A 21,120-nucleotide genomic window follows, 5' to 3' on the forward strand; every position below is an offset into this window, starting at 1 on the left:
TATCATATTAAAGACTTTCGTAAAAAAAAGGAGTGGCCTCGTTGGTAAAGGCGATTATATTTGATTTTGACGGATTAATTTTAGATACAGAAACACATGAATATGAAGTTTTACAAGAAATGTTTGCAGAGCATGAGTCGGAGCTGCCTCTTTCTGTATGGGGCAACGTCATCGGGACGCAGGCAGGCTTTAAGCCTTTTGAATACTTAGAAAAGCAGCTAGGAAAGACGCTCGATCATGAGGCACTCACAGCGGACCGGCGTTCTCGTTTTCAAAAGAGAATGAAGGATGAATCAGCACGACCTGGCGTAGAAGCTTATTTACAGGCAGCGAAGGAGCTTGGGATCAAGATTGGACTTGCTTCCAGCTCAGACTATAAATGGGTGTCTGATCACCTGAAACAAATTGGTCTTTTCGATTACTTTGAATGTATTCGCACGTCAGATGATGTGGAAGAAGTCAAACCAAATCCAGAGCTTTATTTGCAAACCGCAAGCTGCTTAGGTGTAGAGCCAAAGGATTGTGTGGCATTTGAGGATTCAGTGAATGGATCAATTGCTGCCAAACGCGCAGGCATGAAATGCGTCATCGTCCCAAATAAAGTGACGAGTACGCTGCAGTTTGAAGAATATGATGTCAGATTAGAATCCATGGCTGAAATCGAATTGCTCCAGCTATTCCATCAGCTTGAAAAAGAGGATCAGTAAGGGGGCAAAAACATCATGGCAGAAAAACTCGATTTAACGCGGTTTGAAAAAAGAATGGTGATCCGTAATATCCGGGAAAAAGATATTGACCGAATCATCGCGTTGCAGGAGGTATGCTTTCCGGGCATGGACCCTTGGAAACGAGAGCACCTTGAAAGCCATCTTGAGCATTTCCCAGAAGGTCAGTTTTGTGCTGAATTTGAGGGAGAAATCATTGGCTCTTGTTCAAGTTTATTAATTAACTTTGATGAATACGATGACCGTCATACTTGGCAGGACATCACAGATGATGGGTACATCACTAACCATAATCCAGATGGGATGAATATGTATGGGATTGAAGTGATGGTTAGTCCTGAATACCGCCGCATGAAAATTGGCCATCGTTTATATGAAGCAAGAAAAGACTTAGCGAGAAGATTAAATTTAAAAAGCATCATCATTGGCGGACGCATCCCGAATTATCATAAATACCAAGAGGAAATGACGCCTCGTCAATATGTGGAGCAGGTCATGCTTCATCAAATTTATGATCCTGTTTTATCTTTTCAGCTGTTAAATGAATTCAGCCTCATGCGGATCAATCCGAATTACTTGCCGGATGATAAGGCATCGAGCACATATGCCACGTTAATGGAATGGAACAACGTCGATTATCGTCCGCAATCGAAGAGATATTATAAATCGGCATTCCCAGTTCGTATTTGCGTCATTCAATATGCGATGAAACAAATACATTCCTTCGAGGAATTCATGAATCAGGTGGAGTATTATGTTGATGTCGCATCAGATGCGTCAGCTGACTTTGCCGTATTCCCAGAAATTTTTACAACGCAGCTCATGTCTTACTTAGAGGAGCGCTCCCCAAGTCTTGCAGTACAAAGGATCACAGAATATACCGAGGACTACATTAATTTGTTCACAGACCTTTCTGTGAAGTACAACATTAACATCATTGGCGGATCCCATTTCGTTGAAGAGGAAGGGAAAATCTACAATATCGCTTATTTATTTAGACGTGATGGAACAATTGAAAAGCAATATAAGCTCCATATCACACCGAATGAAAGAAAATGGTGGGGGATTTCAGCAGGTGATCAGGTTCGGGTATTTGATACAGACTGTGGTAAAATTGCGATCCAAATTTGCTACGATATTGAATTTCCTGAGCTTGCTCGAATTGCAGCTGATAAAGGAGCGAAAATTATTTTTACTCCGTTCTGTACAGAAGACCGCCAAGGCTATTTAAGAGTGCGTTACTGTGCACAGGCTAGAGCGGTTGAAAACCAGATTTATACCGTTATCTCAGGAACTGTCGGAAACCTTCCGCAAACCGAAAATATGGATGTCCAATATGCACAGTCAGCGATTTTTGCCCCATCTGACTTTGAATTTGCAAGAGATGGGATTGTAGGAGAATGTAATCCGAATATAGAAATGGTTGTCGTTGGCGATGTTGATTTAGAAATTTTAAGAAGACAGCGGCAAGATGGAACGGTACGTCAGCTCAAAGACCGAAGAAGAGACGTGTACCATATTGAATATAAGAAATAATGAAAGGAAGCGCCTGTCACAAGGCGCTTCAGCGCACAGACAAACCCTCGCATTCGGTGTCAGGTCTGCGCTCCAGTGCTCACGAATGTTTCATTCGCTCCGCTCCGGTGCTCGACCTTCCTAGACTGCAAAGGTTTTCTATCACGCTGAAAAGAAGCGCCTGTCACAAGGCGCTTTTTTTGATTAAGAGACATAGTAGCAGCACGAGCGCTGCTACCTGTTCAAGATTCATCATCATTTTTTGCTTAAATAAGGTGGAGAGCTTATTTTTTCATGCGATAAAGGGATGCCGGAGAAAAATCTGAATATACTGAAAGGAGATCATGTGTTCAAAAAGGAGAGGAACATGGGACGACAAGCTAAACATTTGTATATCAATTTACCGGTAAAGCATGTCAAGGAATCAAAGGCTTTTTTTGAGCAGCTGGGTTTTGACTTTCAAGAGCAGCTGACGAATGATCAGGCAGCTTGTTTGGTCATTGGTGACACCATTACGGTTATGCTGTTAACCCATAAGCATTTTCAAACCATCTCAGAAAAACAATTGGTGGATGCAAGGCAGGGATCAGAGGTCATTGTCTCTATGCGGGTTGATTCACGAAAAGAGGTCGATGAGCTGGTGGAGCAGGCGATGGCAGCAGGCGGGTCACCGTTTAAGGAAAAGCAGGATCATGGGTTCATGTACGGTTGGAGCTTTCAGGATCTTGATGGTCATTTGTGGGAAGTGTTCTATTTGGATGAGGAGAGAAGCGGCCTTTCATAAGGGTGCTTCAGCGTGTAGACAAACCCTCGCATTCGGTGTCAGGCCTGCGCTCCGATGCTCACGAATGTCAAATTCGCTCCGCTTCGGTACTCGTCCTTTCTAGACTGCAAAGGTTTTCAATCACGCTGAAAAGAAGACAAAGGGCTAAAATAAAGAACATTTTAGCCCTTTGTCAATAATCAGAAGCGACCTTTCATAAGGTCGCTTCTTTTTTATTGTTTAACAGTGGTATGATTATGAGGAAACAAAAAATAGGAATTCATCTAGAGAAAAGTAGGTGCAGCATGGAGTTTTTACTTGTCTTACTGCCAGTGTTCGGTATTTTCCTTATCGGGTATATTGGGCAGAAGGCCATTGGTTTTGACATACATACGCTCTCATCAATGTCTTTATATTTAATGTCACCATTTCTTGCGTTTGAAACCTTTTATCAAAACAAAGTGTCGATGGACTATGTGTACCTATCTATTTTTGTCGTCGGACTTTGTCTTTCACTTGTTTTATGTGTCTTTATTTTATCTCGTATTTATGGTTATTCGAAGGAAATGTATTGTGCCATGATTCTGTCGTCAGCATTTATGAACAATGGGAATTACGGCACGCCTGTTGTCCTGCTTGTCTTCGGAGCAGCAGGTTTAGATATTGCCATCGTCTTAATGGTGCTGCAGCAGCTTGTCATGAGTACGATCGGTATGTATTATGCAGCAAAGGGCGGAGAGGATGCAGGGGATGGGAAGGTCGTGCTGAAAAAAGTGCTGCGTATGCCGGTTGCATATGGGGCACTCCTCGGTCTATTATTTCAGCTGATGGATCTTACACTACCTAAAGAGGTGATGACGGGTGTCCAGCTTGTGGGAGATGCCGCCATACCGACGATTATGCTTATTTTAGGCATGCAGCTCGCCGTCATTTCTTTTAAGCAAGTGGATTATCGCAATATTTCTTATGCTGTATTGCTGAAGCTGTTTATCTCACCACTCATCGCATTTGGCTTTACACTCATTTTACCGGTAGATGATCTAGTGAAACAAATTATGATCTTAGTTGCAGCCATGCCGACAGCAGCAAATACCACCCTGATGGCTGTACAATTTCGAACGAAGCCTGAGTTTGTCTCAAGCACAACATTTCTCAGTACCGTTTTAAGCATTGTGACATTACCAGTTTTATTATGGATTTTATCTATGCACCCTCTGGGATAGGGGATAGGCGGCAAACAAAGGGGGACATATCAATGAATGCAGATGTTCATTTTCAAGTGAGTGATGTGTTGAAAACAAAGTATTTTGCCCATGCAAAAGTGTTAGCAGGAGAAAAGGGATTGTTTCGGCAGGTCAAATGGGTCCATGTGCTAGAAGTGCCTGCTGTAGAAGATTTGTTAAATGGGGGAGAGCTCATATTAACCACAGCCGCAGGCTTTCATGATCAATTGGATGTGTTTCAAGCATTTTTAAAACAGCTGATCGATTCTGGTGCGGCAGGCTTATGTATTGAATTTGTTCCGCTCAGATTCGATGTGCCGGAAGAACTGATTGCGTATGCAGAAGAAAGAGATTTTCCGCTGATTTTGTTTACAAAAGAAGTGAAATTCGTCAACATCACACAGCATCTCCATACGATGATGATTGAACGCCAGTATCAAATGATGGCTGATTTAGAAGCACTGTCATCAAAACTGAATGAGCTTTTGCTGACTCCCCATCCGCAGATGGATATTTTGGATCAAGTGTATCAGCACGTAAGGGGCATTCTTTTACTCATTCCTGTTCAGGGGGAGCCGATTATTTTATGTGATTCCTCCAAACAAACCGAAGAGATGGTCATGAATTATTTACAGTTTGCTTCCTTGCCAAAAGGATACGAAGTGACCAAAAAAGAAGTGCTTGCACTCAAGCAGACATTTGCAGACCTTGTGCTCATTCATCAAACAAACACACTCTCAGAATTCGAACTGCTCGTAATGGATAAAGGGGCAAATGCTCTTGCCCAGCAAACGCTAAGAGAGCTTTATACAGAAGAATTGAAGAAGACAAAAGAGAACGAATGGCTGCAAAAATGGTTCCAAGAAGAGCATACAGAAAGAGATATTTTAGAGCATCTTGAAGAAACAGAAGGATTGAAAAAGCCAACCGGCTGTGTGGTGATGCTCTTTCAAAAGCATCATCAAATCGAAGAAATCGCAGGAAATCTTTATTTTCTCGTATCTTGCCGCTCTATCTTTCAGCGAGCGGGTTTCCATTTTATTCCTTATGAGCATCAAGGACAAACCTTGTTTATTTTATTGAACACGAGAAAGAAGGAGGATTGGAAAGAGCGTGCAGAGAGGGCTGCGAGTGATATCAAACAATTGTATGAGCGCGAGCAGCCCCGCGGAACTGTGATCAATTTTGGCATCGGTCCATATTGTGAACAGTTTCAGCATATGAGAAAAAGCTTTCAAGCAGCCAAAGAAGTGCTGCATTTAAAGAAAGTGATGCCCCAGCGTGTGGAAAGCCCATTTTATCAAGATTTGCATATGCTCCGTCTCATGCCTGTCATGAAGGAAAGCGGACTGCTTGAATGTATGGTGAAAGAGTATTTGGAGCCTGTCATTTTATATGATAAGCAAAATAGCGGCAGACTTTATCAAACGCTGAATATCTTTTTACAGACAAACGGTTCTAAAAAGGAAACTGCAAGCCAGCTCTATATTGTCAGGCAGACGCTTTATCATAGACTAGATAAACTGCAAGCATTGCTTGGCGAGGATATGATGCAGGCACCGAAACGACAGGCGCTTGAATTTGCGATTCTTGCATATGAATTCCTGCAAGGAAATGACCGTTAACGAGGTATGTTAGATTTGCTAAGCATCCGAGTAGAGTGTCTTACGGTTCTTTTCAATCAGTTGACGATCTGTCTAATGTAATGGGCCCGGCCCCTTTTTTATAATGAAAGTAATGGTTGGTTCTCTCTTACGGGCGGCCTAGTTTCAGTTTCATATGCCTCCCTTTTCATCCATATAATGAATAGAGGGGCAATGTGCTGCTGAACCGGTTTAAGCTTCTTTAATGATGAAAACGGATACATGGGGGTCGGGAAGATGAAAATACATGAGCAGGCTCAAAATCTTCAGGCGAAAGATGATCAGTTGATCTGGCATCATATGAAAGGGACAAACAAGGAAAATGAAAGCATGGTCATTCACAAGGCAGAAGGCGCATGGGTGACTGATATTCATGGGAATCGCTATTTAGACGGGATGTCAGGTCTTTGGTGTGTAAATGCCGGTTATGGCAGAAAAGAGCTTGCAGAAGCGGCATATGAGCAGCTAAAGACAATGCCTTACTATCCGCTGACGCAAAGCCATGTGCCAGCGATTCAGCTGGCTGAAAAGCTAAATGAATGGCTTGGCGGGGACTATGTCATCTTCTTTTCTAACAGCGGTTCTGAAGCCAATGAAGCCGCATTTAAGATCGCCAAACAATATCATGCGCAAAAAGGAGAGAGCACAAGAACCAAGTTCATCTCCAGGTATCGGTCGTATCACGGTAATACCGCAGCAGCTCTTGCTGCAACGGGGCAGGCGCAGCGTAAATATAAATATGAACCATTAGGTCAAGGCTTTATCCATGTCGCACCGCCTGATATGTATCGTCATCCTGAGGATCAAGAGACTTTGGCAAGTGCAGCGGCAATCGATCAAGCCATGACGTGGGAACTAAGTGAGACCATTGCTGGGGTCATTATGGAACCGATTATTACAGGCGGCGGTATCTTAATGCCGCCAAAAGGGTATTTGAAGAAGGTCAAAGACATCTGTGAGGCTCATGGAGCGCTTCTCATTGTGGATGAAGTCATCTGCGGCTTTGGCCGGACAGGGAAGCGGTTTGGTTTTATGCATGAAGATGTAAAGCCGGACATCATCACAATGGCAAAAGGGATCACAAGCGGCTATTTACCTCTTTCTGCAACGTGCGTGAAACGAGAAATCTATGAAGCCTACGCAGGAGAAGATACGTATGACAGGCTGCGCCATGTAAATACATTTGGCGGTCACCCTGCTTCTTGTGCGGTGGCCCTTGCCAACCTAGAGATCATGGAAAACGAGAAATTAGTAGAACGGTCTGACACACTTGGGCAAGACATGCTTGAACGTTTGCAAGAGTTAAAAGAGCATCCATTTGTCGGTGATGTCAGAGGGAAAGGCCTGCTGTTTGGTATTGAACTTGTTCAGGATCAACAGTCTAAAAAACCGGCTGCTCCACAGGTTGTCGGTCAATTGATTGCAGAATGTAAAAAACGCGGACTGATCATCGGGAAAAATGGTGATACGGTTGCCGGCTATAATAACGTTGCCCAGCTTGCACCGCCGCTAAATATAACAGCCGAAGACGCTTCATTTATTATCAACACGCTAAAAGAAAGCATGGCACAGTTATAGCAGAGAGATTTCTCTGCTTTTTTCTATGGGAAGAGCACATACATTAAGATCTGCTAGGTGAAATCGGCATTGGATACACTAGGTGTATTGAAAAATAGAAGAGATTCTATTACTGTTAGGAGAAGACTGAACCAATATACTTTAGAAGGAGACGGCATATGAGTTTTCATGATCAACCCATTCTACCTGCTGTTCGCAATATGAAGCAATTTGAGGAATTTTTAAAAAGTCCATTTACATATGGGGTCTTACTTGATGTGCATTTAGGCCGGCTAAAGGGCATCATGAATGAGGCAAATGCCCATCATAAAAAAATGTTTGTCCATGTCGATCTCATTCATGGGATCAAACATGATGAGTATGGAACGGAATTTATTTGTCAGGAAATGAAGCCGGCAGGAATTATTTCTACTAGGTCTTCTGTCATAGTAAAAGCCAAGCAAAAAAAGGTATATGCCATTCAGCGAATGTTTTTACTTGATACAAGTGCGATGGAAAAAAGCATGGAGTTCGTAGGAAAACACCGCCCAGATTTTATTGAAGTATTGCCAGGAGTCGTACCGGATTTAATTACAGAAGTGCGCGAGCGAGCTGGGATTCCAATATTTGCAGGCGGGTTTATCCGTACAAAAGAAGATGTAGAAAGAGCGCTTGAAGCGGGAGCTACAGCTGTGACAACATCGAATACAGCCCTTTGGAAAGCGTTCCAAAAGTGAAAAAGATAAAATGTGAAAATTGATTGACAACGTTTTCATCCTCTGATACTATAGCACTAAGTTAATATCATGTGATGGAGAAACGGAGATCCACAACAACGCTTTACTAGGTGACAAAGGACCCTGATGTAAAGTATGTTTGTTGTGGATCTTTTTTCTTTATCTTTTTTTACACATTCATAGGGGATGGCAACTGAACCAGAGGAGGAATTTTCATGACACCATTTTGGGGTGAAGTCGTAGGTACAATGCTTCTCATTATTTTTGGAGGCGGTGTATGTGCGGCAGTCAATTTAAAGAAATCGCTCGCATATCAGTCCGGCTGGATTGTAATCGCTTTCGGATGGGGATTTGCAGTAGCCATAGCAGCTTATGCAACAGGTGGAATCAGCGGAGCACATTTGAATCCAGCACTAACAATTGGGCTTGCACTAGAAGGAAGTTTTCCTTGGGCTGATGTACCAATGTATATTGCCGGTCAAATGCTTGGCGCATTAATAGGAGCTATTATTGTCTTTTTACATTACTTACCGCACTGGAAAGCAACAGACGATCCAGGTGCAAAACTGGGTGTATTCTCAACTGGTCCTGCGATTCCGCATACTTTTGCAAACGTACTTAGTGAAGTCATCGGTACATTTGTATTGGTTCTAGGAATCTTAGCGATTGGTGCAAATAAATTCGCAGACGGAATCAATCCGCTGATTGTTGGATTCTTAATTGTCGCAATTGGTCTTTCTTTAGGTGGAACAACTGGTTATGCAATTAACCCTGCACGTGATTTAGGTCCGAGAATTGCACATGCGATTCTGCCGATTCCAGGTAAAGGTCCATCGAATTGGAAGTATTCTTGGGTGCCAGTCGTTGGGCCAATTTTAGGCGGCGCATTTGGCGGTGTTTTCTACAATGCAGCTTTTAAAGCGAACATCACACCAGCCTTTTGGATTGTAAGCGTTATTTTAGTTGTGGTATTGTTAGGACTCTATGTCTCTACGAAAAATCAAACAAATGCTGTAAATGAAAGTATGTAAGGGGAGGAAAACACCATGGCAAAAGAAAAATATATTCTCGCTTTAGATCAAGGGACAACAAGCTCAAGAGCGATCTTATTTGATCAAGAAGGCAAAATTGCACATACAGCTCAGAAGGAATTTAATCAATATTTTCCGAACCCAGGCTGGGTAGAACATAATGCAAATGAAATTTGGAGCTCTGTTCTATCCGTCATTTCAACTGCTTTAATTGAATCAGGCATTGAAGCAGATCAAATCGCCGGTATCGGGATTACGAACCAGCGTGAGACAGCTGTTGTTTGGGATAAACATACAGGCGCACCCGTTTATAATGCAATTGTTTGGCAGTCTAGACAAACGTCTGGCATTTGTGAAGAGTTAAAAGCGCAAGGACACAATGAAACGTTTAGAAATAAAACAGGTCTTCTCATTGATGCTTATTTCTCAGGGACAAAAGTAAAATGGATTTTAGACAATGTAGAAGGTGCTCGTGAGAAAGCAGAAAATGGCGACTTGCTGTTTGGCACGATTGATACATGGCTCATTTGGAAGATGACAGGCGGTCAATCACACGTCACAGATTACTCCAACGCGTCAAGAACGTTAATGTTCAACATTTACGATCTGAAATGGGATGAAGAATTACTTGAGATCCTTGGCGTACCTGCTTCTATGCTTCCAGAGGTGAAACCATCTTCACACATCTATGGTGAAACAACAGACTATCACTTCTTCGGCAGAAATATCCCGATTGCAGGAGCGGCGGGAGACCAGCAGTCTGCACTATTCGGTCAGGCTTGCTTTGAAGAAGGAATGGCGAAGAACACGTATGGCACAGGATGTTTCATGTTGATGAATACAGGGGAAAAAGCAATTAAGTCGGATCATGGTTTATTAACGACAATTGCATGGGGCATTGACGGTAAAGTTGAATATGCTTTAGAAGGAAGTATTTTCGTAGCTGGTTCAGCGATCCAGTGGCTGCGCGATGGACTGAGAATGTTTAAAGACTCAAAAGACAGCGAAGCCTATGCGGAGCGCGTTGAGTCAACAGATGGCGTATATGTCGTTCCAGCATTTGTTGGTCTAGGCACACCATATTGGGACAGTGATGTCAGAGGCGCTGTATTCGGATTAACACGCGGTACTTCTAAAGAGCACTTTGTCCGTGCAACGTTAGAATCACTTGCTTATCAAACGAAAGATGTTTTAGATGCGATGGAAAAGGATTCAAACATCTCATTAAAAACTTTGCGTGTGGATGGCGGAGCTGTAAAGAATGATTTCTTAATGGGCTTCCAAAGTGATTTGCTGGATGTACCAGTAGAGCGTCCAGAAATTAATGAAACGACGGCACTCGGTGCGGCCTATCTTGCGGGAATAGCAGTTGGCTTCTGGAACGACCGTTCAGACATTGCAAAACAATGGAACCTTGACAAGCGCTTTGACCCTAAAATGGAAGAGGACAGCCGTGACTCGTTATACAGCGGGTGGAAAAAGGCTGTAAAAGCAGCTCAAGCTTTCAAATAAACCAAAAGTATGGTATACTTCAAGTAAGTTAATAGAACGGTTGGAGAACTGGAGAGACCGCAGGCACCGAAGTGTAGAAATACGCTTTGGGTGTTTGCGGTCTCTTTTTCTTTACCGTACAACATGGGAGGAACAAGAGATGACTTTTTCTAGCTTAGAAAGAGAACAAATGCTGCAGGAAATGACAAAAAAACCATATGATGTGTTTATCATTGGTGGGGGTATAACAGGCGCTGGTACAGCACTTGACGCGGCTTCACGCGGAATGCGTGTCGGTCTTGCAGAAATGCAGGATTTCGCAGCAGGTACGTCTAGCCGCTCAACGAAACTAGTGCACGGCGGACTTCGTTATTTAAAACAATTTGAAGTGAAAATGGTCGCAGAGGTCGGTAAAGAGCGTGCCATTGTATACGAAAATGGTCCTCATGTCACAACGCCAGAATGGATGCTTCTTCCGATGCATAAAGGAGGGACATTTGGTAAGTTTTCAACCTCTATTGGGCTTAGAGTGTATGACTTTTTAGCTGGCGTAAAGCATAGCGAACGCAGAAGCATGCTAAGTGCAAAAGAAACACTTGAAAAAGAACCGCTTGTCAAAAAGGACGGCTTAAAAGGCGGCGGCTACTATGTTGAATACCGTACAGATGATGCACGCCTCACAATCGAAGTCATGAAAGAGGCTGTGAAATTTGGAGCGGAAGCGGTCAACTATGCGAAAGTAAAAGAATTTATTTATGATAAAGGCAAAGTGGTTGGTGTTGTCATTGAAGATGTCATGACACAGAAAACCTACGATGTGTATGCGAAGAAGATCGTCAATGCGACAGGTCCATGGGTAGATCAGCTGAGAGACAAGGACCACTCAAAAGAAGGAAAACACTTACAGCATACAAAAGGAATTCACTTAGTATTTGACCAATCGGTCTTTCCATTAAAACAAGCGATTTACTTTGACACACCTGATAAACGTATGGTCTTTGCCATTCCAAGAGAAGGCAAAACGTACGTTGGAACAACAGATACAGTGTACCAAAAACAGCTGGAGCACCCGCGTATGACAAAGGCCGATCGTGACTATGTCATCCAAGCGATTCAGTACATGTTCCCTGATCTCAATATTACAGAAAAAGATGTAGAATCCAATTGGGCCGGTCTTCGTCCGCTCATTCATGAAGAGGGCAAGGATCCTTCAGAAATTTCTCGTAAAGATGAAGTGTGGACATCATCTTCAGGCTTAATCACCATTGCTGGCGGTAAATTAACAGGCTACCGTAAAATGGCTGAGCATATTGTCGATCTAGTACGTGATGGACTGAAACAGGAAACGGGCAAAGATTATGGACCATGTAAAACAAAACATATGCCAATCTCAGGCGGCCATGTAGGCGGATCTAAAAACATGGCAGCCTTTGTTCAAGCGAAAACAGCAGAAGGTGCATCTGTTGGTTTAACAGAACCGATTGCACAAAAACTAGCTGAAAAATATGGCTCAAATGTCAGCAGTCTCTTCAAACGTGTCGAGCAGCTTCAAGGGGAAGCAGACAAACGAAATATTCCAGCGTATGTATTGGCAGAGCTTGTCTATGCGATTGAAGAAGAATTAGCCGTTACTCCTGTTGACTTCTTCTTAAGAAGAACAGGAAGCCTATTATTTAATATCAATTGGGCAAAAAAATATGCACAGCCAGTCATCGATTATATGGCAGAACGTTTTGGCTGGGATGAAGCAGCAAAACAGAAATATCAAACAGAATTAGATCAACTATTCCATGAAGCAGTTGTACCGCTTGATGCTGAATAAAAAGAAGACAAGGGGCTAAAGCAAGATCATTTTAACCCTTTGTGAACAAACTGAAAGCCGATCATGTATCGGCTTTTTTTATTTGTGCAACATTTTTTCCAACTGCTAATGATATAGCATGACATAAAGGCTGATTCCATATAAAATAACAGTAGATGTTATTTTATTGATGATAAGAGCTGGGGAGGACGACCATGAGTTGGAAGACGAATTATGAGCGATGGATCAATGAGAAGCACCTGGATACTGAACTAAAGGAATGGCTGGAGACGCATCAAGATGACCACCAGGCCCTTGAAGACTGTTTCTACAAAAACCTTGAGTTCGGCACTGGAGGAATGCGCGGTGAGATTGGTGCAGGCACGAACCGAATGAATGTGTACACCGTTCGTAAAGCATCAGCAGGTCTTGCTGCGTATATTGCGAAACATGGAGAGGATGCAAAAAATAGAGGCGTCGCCATTGCATATGATTCACGCCATAAATCGCCTGAATTTGCAATGGAAGCAGCCAGAACACTTGCTACACAGGGCATTCAAACGTACGTATTTAATGAATTGCGTCCGACACCAGAGCTCTCCTTTGCGGTTCGTGAGCTGCATGCATTTGCTGGAATCGTCGTGACAGCAAGTCATAATCCACCAGAATATAATGGCTATAAAGTGTATGGTGAAGATGGCGGGCAGCTGCCTCCATTTGAAGCAGATCAAGTCATTCAAGAAGTAGATGCAATTGAAAATGAACTGTCGATTTCAGTTGATTCTGAAGAAACGTTGAAACAGCAAGGGCTGATCAAAATAATCGGAGAAGAAATCGACCATGCTTATATTGAAAAATTAAAAACCATTAGTGTGCACCCTGAGCTGGCACATGAGGTCGATGTCAAAGTCGTGTTTACTCCGCTTCATGGGACAGCCAATCACCCTGTCAGAAACGGGCTGCAGGCTCTTGGATATCAGCATGTCGCTGTTGTGCCTGAGCAGGAAAAACCAGATCCACAATTCTCAACAGTGACCTCGCCAAATCCAGAGGAGCATGCAGCATTTGAGTACGCCATCAAGCTTGGTGAAAAACAAAATGCAGATATCCTCATTGCCACAGACCCAGACGCTGACAGGTTAGGCATTGCGGTCAGAGATCACGAAGGAGAATTTACTGTCTTAACAGGCAACCAGACAGGCGCCCTGCTGCTTCATTATTTATTGTCTGAAAAACAAAAGCTGGGTCAATTGCCGCCTCGTCCCGTTGTGATGAAAACCATTGTCACAAGTGAGCTTGGGCGCGCTGTAGCATCAGCTTTTGGTGCCGACACGATAGACACACTCACGGGCTTTAAATTTATTGGAGAAAAAATTAAGCAGTTTGAAAAGAGCGGAGAATACACGTTTCAATTCGGTTATGAAGAGAGCTATGGCTATTTAATCGGTGACTTTGCCCGAGATAAAGATGCGGTGCAAGCGGCACTTTTAGCCGTTGAAGTTGCTGCTTTCTATAAAAAGCAGGGCAAATCCTTGTACGATGCGCTTGTCGATATTTTTAAGCAGTTTGGATTTTACCGGGAAGGATTAAAGTCGTTAACCTTAAAAGGAAAAGAAGGAGCAGAGCAGATTTCAGCGATCCTTCATACCTTTAGAACAAATCCGCCAGCTGCCATCGCAGGGCAGCGCATCACAGTGATTGAGGATTATCAATCAAGTCAAAGACAACTTGTGGCTGAAAAGAAAGAGGAAACCATTCACCTGCCAGCATCAAATGTGCTGAAATATTTCCTTGAGGATGGTTCGTGGTTCTGCTTAAGACCTTCCGGCACTGAGCCTAAAGTGAAATTTTATATTGCAGTCAAAGGCACGTCTTTAACAGATAGTGAAGAAAAGCTAAAGCATTTGTCAGAAGAAGTGATGAAAGTCGTTTATGATATTGTGGAAGAAACAGCGAAATAACGAAAGACAAGGCCATCGTGTATGAATACATGATGGCTTTTTCTCAGCCAAAAGGATGAGAAGAAATCATTCTTTTGGAGAAAGAGCGACGAGGGGGCACATGGTATAATGAGCGTAATGATAAGTGAAGGCTGCAAATGCCGGGGGTAAACAGTATGGGAGAATACCAAGAGAAGGTTGAAACATTAAAAACGTTAAAAGAAATTGCTGAAAAGCTAAATGAAGGCATGGAAATGAAAGAAACGCTCCATGAAGTGCTCCATATGCTGATGGATGTCACAGGCTTTCATTCAGCATGGATTTATTTTATAGAAAAAGACGGGTCATATGAACTGATGGCAGAGGTTTCCTTACCTGAAGCACTTGCAAAGCATCAAAAGCAGCTCATGTGTCAAAATGATTGTTATTGCATCAACCGATACACAAAAGGCTCGCTGCAATCAGCCACCAATATTATTAACTGCAAACGGATTGAAACGGCAATTGAAGAAAAGCTCGGGGATACAGAAGGAATTACTCATCATGCAACCGTACCGCTAAAAGCGTGTAAGCGTACGTTCGGCTTATTAAATGTGGCGGCAAAAGGAAAAGTCACATTTACGCAAGAGGAGCTGAATTTGCTTGAAAGCATTGCACTTCAAATTGGCACCGCCATTCAGCGGATGAAGCTTGTGCAAAATGAACAGCAGCACGCACTTCTGGAAGAAAGAAACCGGCTGGCACAGGACTTGCATGATTCTGTCAACCAAATGCTGTTCTCTGTGAGTCTGACTGCTAAGGCTGCACGGCAAATGACAAGCGATCAACATCTAGGGGAAATGATTGATTTTATTCAGCATTTGTCACAAGATGCTCTGATTGAAATGCGGTCACTTATTTGGCAGCTGAGACCCAGAGGCCTTGAAAAAGGGTTTACGACAGCAATTGAAGAGTATGCACAGCTTTTAGGATTACGCTGCACTTTATCTTTATCAGGCTGTATAGAAATGGACCATTCTCACAATGAAACTTTCTTTCGGGTATGTCAAGAAGCGCTCAATAACTGTCAAAAACATGCGGAAGTAGAAGAAGTCGAGGTCAAGCTTGAGCAATCAAAAGACACGTTGGAGATGAAAATCATTGACCACGGAAAAGGTTTTCAATATGACGAGCAGATGAGCCTTCTTTCACTTGGGCTGAAAGGGATGTCTGACCGCATCCGAAGAGCAGGTGGTACATTTTGTATCCATTCAGAGTTAGGTAAAGGGACTACGATTCATGTAAAAGTGCCATTTTCACAAGAAAGGAAGGGATCGTCATGAGAGTTGTCATTGCAGATGATCATCATATTGTGAGAAAAGGGCTTGTGTTTTTCTTGCAGACACAGTCTGATGTGGACATCGTTGGTGAGGCGTCCAATGGGCAAGAGGCATTAGAGGTTGTCAGAGAAACCCTGCCTGACATTGTCTTAATGGATTTGTCTATGCCTGTAATGAATGGCATTGAGGCAACGAAACAAATGACGCTGGAAATGCCGGACTCCCGCATTGTGATCCTGACAAGCTATGCGGATAAAGATTATGTCATTCCCGCCATTCAAGCAGGGGCGAAAGCCTATCAATTAAAGGATGTAGCACCAGAAAAGCTGCTTTCGACCATGATTGAAGTTCAAAATGGCACCTACCAGTTAGATGGTCATATCACGACCTTTCTCGTGCAGCATCTGACAGAGCCAAAAGAGCAGAAATGGGCATTGATGAAAGAGCTCACCAATAGAGAGCGAGATGTCTTATTTGAGATTGCAAAAGGCAAAAGCAACAAAGAAATTGCCTCATCGCTGTTTATTTCTGAAAAAACTGTTAAAACGCACGTATCTCATGTATTATCAAAATTAGAGCTGGCAGATCGAACCCAAGCGGCTCTGTATGCAGTGGATTATCAAAAAAATCAGCCGAAAGAGCTGCTATGACAGAAGGAGATCTAGACGTCATGCTAAAACTTTTAAGCGCACATTCAATTCAATGAATTGAATAAAAAAGAGAAGCATGAACAGTCTAATTTCTAATAGAAAAACCAAAAAAGACTTGATGAGTGTATGCTCATCAAGTCTTTTTTTATTTTAAATGAGGGGATGAACCGGTCAATCACAGGTGAATGTAAAATAGGAGGGGATCTAGTGGAGGCATATGAATTAGTAAGTGATTTTCGTCATGATGATGACAAATTAAAAGAGAATTTGAATAAGCTTGCGATCCATACATTAACTCTAACGCTTCCCATTACAGCGCACTGCTAATTGTATATAAAAGGGAAGGGCTAAAAAAATTCATTTTAGCCCTTTTTCTTTATGTGTACATCGGTTGTGAATAAACTTCAGAAGCAGCAGCCTCTGAAGCATGATCAATGTACTGCAGGAGCCCATATAAACATTTTTCAACATCTGCATCGTTCCGGTTAAATTGATACGCATGTAAGAAATGCTCAATACGTTTCGAGAGCAAATCATCTTGCGTACGTACCATAAGAATAAGTAAATTATCCCATTGCGAGCGATGCGTATAATAAAGTGCTTTATCATAATCCGCCACATTCATTAAACCTTCTCCTTTCCCTTGAGAAGTCTTCATTAGTTTGCTCGGATCATATCGACTTTTTCAGGGGAAAAGTTGGTGTCCGCATCAATCGTGTACCGGGAATTATAGGCTGAATAATTGCTTCATGTATGAAAAAGGACAGGCTTGCTAAACCTAAACAAAACATATATGAAAGTGAGTTCAATGATATCATGCAGCCGAAATGGTGGATGCTTATTGCAGCAGGAATCGTTTTGCTTGGCAGTTTGATGATTCATCCTGCATCAAAAGCAGCAGTTCAGCCGTTTGAAAATTGGGAAAGACTTGCGTACACAGCGTTTAAAGATGAATATAAAGGTGCCGCTTTAAATGATTATCATTACATTGGCCGGACAGAAGTGAATGATGAGCAGACAAAAGATGTGTTTCGCGTCACTGTAAAGGAAGGATCAACTCGCTTTGCCGCACATGCAGAAATTTATTTTCATCCGGTGACTGGTCATTTGATTAGTATTAACGTGTTTCGATTATAAAGAAGTCCCTTTTTTTGTAAAGGGTGCTTGAGGCGTTCAGTCAAAAAAGACAAAGGGCTAAAATAAAGATCATTTTAGCCCTTTGTCCAACAATTTTTTTCGAAATGGAATTACTTCATGCTACCTTGAAGATAAGCGCGAATATCCACACCAAGTGAATCTGCTAATCGCTGGCCGTAATCTTCATCGGCACGATAGAAGTTGCAGATTGCAAGTAATTTTGTTTGGTCATTCACATCTTTCAAATCAGCTGTTAGGTTTTTAATCAATGCTTGTTTCTCTTCTTCAGAGTAGCTTCGATATTTTTCTCCAGCTTGTTTAAAATCGTTCGGTTTTTCAATTTTTTGTCTCACCATACGGTCACCGTGAAGAACTGGCTCACTTTCTTTGTAGTGAGGGTTTTCTTTTGGCTGATCGGCATAACGGTTTGGTTCATAGTTAATATGACCGCTTGGACGAGTCGTTGTCATAAAGCCATCCTGCTGGTTATTGTGTACAGGTGCATAAGGGCAGTTAACCGGAATGCGCATGTAGTTCGCACCAAGTCGGTGGCGCTGCGTATCAGGATATGAGAACAGACGGCCTTGAAGCAGTTTATCTTCAGATGCCTCAATTCCTGGAACAAATGCACTTGGCGTGAAAGCAGACTGTTCTGTTTCAGCAAAGAAGTTATCAGGATTGCGGTTGAGTGTCATGCGTCCTACTTTTTGAAGCGGGTAATCTTCCTCGCTCCACGTTTTTGTTGGGTCACATGGATCATAATCAAGTTCATCATAATCGCTAAGCGGCATAAGCTGAACATATAAGTCCCATGCTGGGAAGTTGCCTTTTTCAATGCGGTCATATAAATCTCTTGTCGCATGCTGGAAATCGTTTGCTTGAATTTCCGCTGCTTCTTCCATAGATAAGTTGCGAATACCTTCAGAAGGTCTCCAGTGATATTTTACATATTTTGCTTCGCCGTATTTATTCACCCATCTAAATGTATGCACACCAGAACCGCGCATTTCAGCATAGTTTGCAGGGATTCCTTCGTCAGAGAAAAGCCATGTGAGCATATGAGTGGATTCAGGCGTTAAGGTCATAAAATCCCAATAACGGTCAGGATCTTGAATATTGGTTACAGGATCTGGCTTGAGAGAGTGAACCATATCAGGGAATTTCAATGCATCACGAATAAAGAAGATCGGCAAGTTGTTACCAACGAGATCATAGTTGCCTTCTTCTGTATAAAATTTGACAGCAAAGCCGCGCGGGTCACGCAATGTTTCAGGTGAACCTTTCGGATGAATAACGGTGGAGAAGCGAACAAAAACGTCTGTTTGTTTTCCTTCTTCACTTAAGAAGGCTGCTTTTGTATGTTTCTCCATGCTGTTTTCTACTTCAAACACACCGTAAGCGCCGGCGCCTCTTGCATGAACGACGCGCTCTGGAATACGTTCACGATCAAAGTGTGCGAGTTTTTCAATCAAATGGTAATCATCAAGAAAGGTAGGTCCGCGGTGACCAGCTGTTCTTGAGTTTTGGTTATCGCCAACAGGCACGCCTTGGTTCGTTGTCAAATTTTTATGATTTGAATTTGTCATTCTTTTCTCCTCCTGTAAACAAAAAAGTGTTTTCTAGCAATCTATATACCCTAATTATATTGAATCAAACATGATAGTCAATATTTATTTATAATAATTTTAAATAAATTATTATTACAAGAAGGTAAAGAAAAAGACGAAAGAATAAATTCTTTCGCCTTAAAGCAGGAGCTCTCTAAGAGCATCTTTGTTTTGTGTTAAATCGTTTAGTGTGTATCGGTCTAGAACGCTTAAATAAGCAGTGAGTGCTTCATGAAGTACATGCTTTAATGAACAAATTGGGGAGATGATGCAGCTGTTTTTCTTTGGATCAAAGCATTCAACCATGACTAAATCATCCTCTGTATAACGGACAACCTCTCCAATATTAATGCTTTCTGGGCTTTTTCCAAGCCTGATCCCGCCATTTCTCCCGCGAATCGTTTCCACATACCCGCGTTTTCCAAGATGATAAATCACCTTTGTCAGATGATTTTTAGAAATGCCATAAACATCGGCGATCTGCTGAATATTTGACAGTTCATTATTTTCTCTCGAAGCTAAATAAATGAGTACCCTTAATGAGAAATCTGTGTAATTCGTAAGTTTCATTTTGACGACCTCTAAACCTAATAGAGTTTTGTATCATCGTAACACATTTTAGACAAAAACTGTTCGAGAAAGTGTAAAATGTGACAACATTTAAAACATGTATTATAAATATTGCTTTTAGAGACTGTCATCCATTACGATAAAGATGTATTTAAAATACTTCTTTTGAAAGAAGGAATGACGATGTTATCTAAAGATCAAATGAATGCAATAAAGCAATCAGCTCCTCTACTAAAAGCCGAGGGAACCAAACTTGTCACTGTTTTTTATCAAAATATGATTCGCCAGCACCCGGAGCTGCTCAATCAATTTAATAAAACAAATCTGATGAACGGAAGTCAGCCAGAGGCACTTGCTGCGACACTATATCAAGCTGCACTGCACATTGATCGATTAGAAGAATTACTTCCTGCGGTCAAACAAATTGCCCATAAGCATGTCAGTGTCATGGTCAAAAAAGAACAATACCCAATTGTCGGATATCACCTGATTGAAGCGATGAAAGATGTGTTTGGCTTAAGAGAAGAGGATGCCACTTTATTAGCTTGGAAAGCTGCATATGACATCATTGCGAATATTTTCATTACCATAGAAGCAGAAATGATGGATGAAAATGTGAAACAGACAGGCGGATGGGCAGATGTGAAGCCGTTTGTGATTAAGAAAAAGAAGCAAGAATCTCCATCGCTTATCTCTTTTTATTTAGTACCAGAAGATGAATCAGAGCTGCCATTGTATCAAGCAGGCCAATACATTACGGTTCAGGCAGATATGCCAGGAGAAGCCTATATGTGCAGCAGACAATACAGTTTATCAGACGAGCATCATCCATCTTATTACCGCATTACAGTGAAGCGTGATGGTCATGTGTCTACATTTTTGCATGATGAAATGGAAGAAGGGGACGTTCTTCAAGTGAGTATGCCGCAGGGAATGTTCTGCTTGCAAGGAGACACAAAAGAGCCTGTTTATTTCATCAGTGCTGGGTCTGGTGTCACTCCAATGATTGGTTTAGTAAAAACTGCCGCACAAAACAGCCAGACATTCACGATGATTCATGCAGATCGATTAGAGGATGTAAATGCTTTTGAAAATGAGTTTGAACGCGTTCTAGCTTCAGCTTCCCATGGGCGCATCATCCTATGTAACGAACAATTTGCGCAGTCTGGAAAGGGTGAGCTTGTTGAGAAAGCGTCTTCCCGCATTGACCGTCCATTTCTTCAATCGGTGATCGGAGAAGGGAAAGGCCAATTTTATCTATGCGGTTCCCCGGTGTTTACACAGGAGATCATTCATATTTTAAAAGAGCTTGGAATTCCATCGCGCAATATTCATTTCGAAGCATTTGGCGGGCAATCCACAAAAGAAATGGAAGTCGTCTAAACGGTTGGCGGAACATCATGTTTTTTTA

Annotated in this window: 18 protein-coding genes; 15 read left to right on the forward strand and 3 right to left on the reverse strand. The window is 42.2% G+C overall.

Annotated features, from left to right (window positions below):
• The first annotated feature begins 41 nt into the window (after positions 1–41).
• The 13 genes from NSQ34_RS04550 to NSQ34_RS04610 all read left to right on the forward strand — a co-directional run bounded on the left by NSQ34_RS04550 (position 42) and on the right by NSQ34_RS04610 (position 16,395).
• On the forward strand, positions 42–707 hold the full coding sequence (locus NSQ34_RS04550) for an HAD family hydrolase (RefSeq protein ID WP_024425309.1): 666 nt from the start codon (positions 42–44) through the stop codon (positions 705–707).
• A gap of 15 nt (positions 708–722) precedes the next feature.
• A complete protein-coding gene (locus NSQ34_RS04555; RefSeq protein ID WP_268456298.1) occupies positions 723–2,261 on the forward strand; it encodes a bifunctional GNAT family N-acetyltransferase/carbon-nitrogen hydrolase family protein in 1,539 nt (512 codons plus the stop codon).
• A gap of 346 nt (positions 2,262–2,607) precedes the next feature.
• Positions 2,608–3,024, forward strand: a complete 417-nt coding sequence (locus NSQ34_RS04560) for a VOC family protein (RefSeq protein WP_024425308.1) — start codon at positions 2,608–2,610, stop codon at positions 3,022–3,024.
• 284 nt (positions 3,025–3,308) lie between these two features.
• Entirely contained in the window at positions 3,309–4,226 is a 918-nt protein-coding gene (locus tag NSQ34_RS04565) for an AEC family transporter (protein WP_024425307.1), read from the forward strand.
• Positions 4,227–4,258: 32 nt separating this feature from the next.
• Positions 4,259–5,851 carry a PucR family transcriptional regulator ligand-binding domain-containing protein gene (locus NSQ34_RS04570; protein ID WP_251232251.1) on the forward strand — a complete coding sequence of 531 codons (1,593 nt, stop codon included), beginning with the start codon at positions 4,259–4,261 and terminating at the stop codon, positions 5,849–5,851.
• A 255-nt stretch (positions 5,852–6,106) separates the two neighbouring features.
• Entirely contained in the window at positions 6,107–7,447 is a 1,341-nt protein-coding gene (locus tag NSQ34_RS04575) for an aspartate aminotransferase family protein (RefSeq protein ID WP_268456295.1), read from the forward strand.
• Positions 7,448–7,605: 158 nt separating this feature from the next.
• A complete protein-coding gene (locus NSQ34_RS04580) occupies positions 7,606–8,163 on the forward strand; it encodes a glycerol-3-phosphate responsive antiterminator (protein ID WP_024425304.1) in 558 nt (185 codons plus the stop codon).
• Positions 8,164–8,378: 215 nt separating this feature from the next.
• Entirely contained in the window at positions 8,379–9,194 is an 816-nt protein-coding gene (locus tag NSQ34_RS04585) for an MIP/aquaporin family protein (protein WP_268456293.1), read from the forward strand.
• A 15-nt stretch (positions 9,195–9,209) separates the two neighbouring features.
• Positions 9,210–10,706 carry a glycerol kinase GlpK gene (gene glpK / locus NSQ34_RS04590; protein WP_024425302.1) on the forward strand — a complete coding sequence of 499 codons (1,497 nt, stop codon included), beginning with the start codon at positions 9,210–9,212 and terminating at the stop codon, positions 10,704–10,706.
• A 139-nt stretch (positions 10,707–10,845) separates the two neighbouring features.
• On the forward strand, positions 10,846–12,507 hold the full coding sequence (gene glpD, locus NSQ34_RS04595; RefSeq protein ID WP_061109601.1) for a glycerol-3-phosphate dehydrogenase: 1,662 nt from the start codon (positions 10,846–10,848) through the stop codon (positions 12,505–12,507).
• Positions 12,508–12,701: 194 nt separating this feature from the next.
• Entirely contained in the window at positions 12,702–14,447 is a 1,746-nt protein-coding gene (locus NSQ34_RS04600) for a phospho-sugar mutase (RefSeq protein WP_061109602.1), read from the forward strand.
• Between the two features lie 155 nt (positions 14,448–14,602).
• Complete coding sequence (locus tag NSQ34_RS04605; RefSeq protein ID WP_101677421.1) at positions 14,603–15,748, forward strand: GAF domain-containing sensor histidine kinase; 1,146 nt, start codon at positions 14,603–14,605, stop codon at positions 15,746–15,748.
• Complete coding sequence (locus NSQ34_RS04610; RefSeq protein WP_101677420.1) at positions 15,745–16,395, forward strand: response regulator transcription factor; 651 nt, start codon at positions 15,745–15,747, stop codon at positions 16,393–16,395. The genes NSQ34_RS04605 and NSQ34_RS04610 overlap by 4 nt, the downstream gene beginning before the upstream one ends.
• Before the next feature lie 376 nt (positions 16,396–16,771).
• Here the strand turns inward: NSQ34_RS04610 and NSQ34_RS04615 are convergent, their stop codons facing one another.
• Positions 16,772–17,020, reverse strand: a complete 249-nt coding sequence (locus tag NSQ34_RS04615; protein WP_024426598.1) for a YhdB family protein — start codon at positions 17,018–17,020, stop codon at positions 16,772–16,774.
• 248 nt (positions 17,021–17,268) lie between these two features.
• On the opposite strand from NSQ34_RS04615, the gene NSQ34_RS04620 reads away from it, so the two are divergent.
• Positions 17,269–17,532: a YqzG/YhdC family protein gene (locus NSQ34_RS04620; RefSeq protein ID WP_224426432.1), complete on the forward strand. Its 264-nt coding sequence runs from the start codon at positions 17,269–17,271 to the stop codon at positions 17,530–17,532.
• 110 nt (positions 17,533–17,642) lie between these two features.
• On the opposite strand, the gene NSQ34_RS04625 is transcribed toward NSQ34_RS04620, so the two are convergent.
• Positions 17,643–19,118: a catalase gene (locus NSQ34_RS04625; RefSeq protein ID WP_034282264.1), complete on the reverse strand. Its 1,476-nt coding sequence runs from the start codon at positions 19,116–19,118 to the stop codon at positions 17,643–17,645.
• 159 nt (positions 19,119–19,277) lie between these two features.
• Positions 19,278–19,709 carry an Rrf2 family transcriptional regulator gene (locus NSQ34_RS04630; RefSeq protein WP_024425294.1) on the reverse strand — a complete coding sequence of 144 codons (432 nt, stop codon included), beginning with the start codon at positions 19,707–19,709 and terminating at the stop codon, positions 19,278–19,280.
• 183 nt (positions 19,710–19,892) lie between these two features.
• On the opposite strand from NSQ34_RS04630, the gene NSQ34_RS04635 reads away from it, so the two are divergent.
• Positions 19,893–21,092: a globin domain-containing protein gene (locus tag NSQ34_RS04635; protein ID WP_046310376.1), complete on the forward strand. Its 1,200-nt coding sequence runs from the start codon at positions 19,893–19,895 to the stop codon at positions 21,090–21,092.
• The last annotated feature ends 28 nt before the right edge of the window (positions 21,093–21,120 follow it).

It is taken from the genome of Bacillus sp. FSL P2-0069, from assembly GCF_038593315.1.
In the GTDB taxonomy this organism is placed as follows: Bacteria; Bacillota; Bacilli; order Bacillales; family Bacillaceae; genus Bacillus; species Bacillus safensis.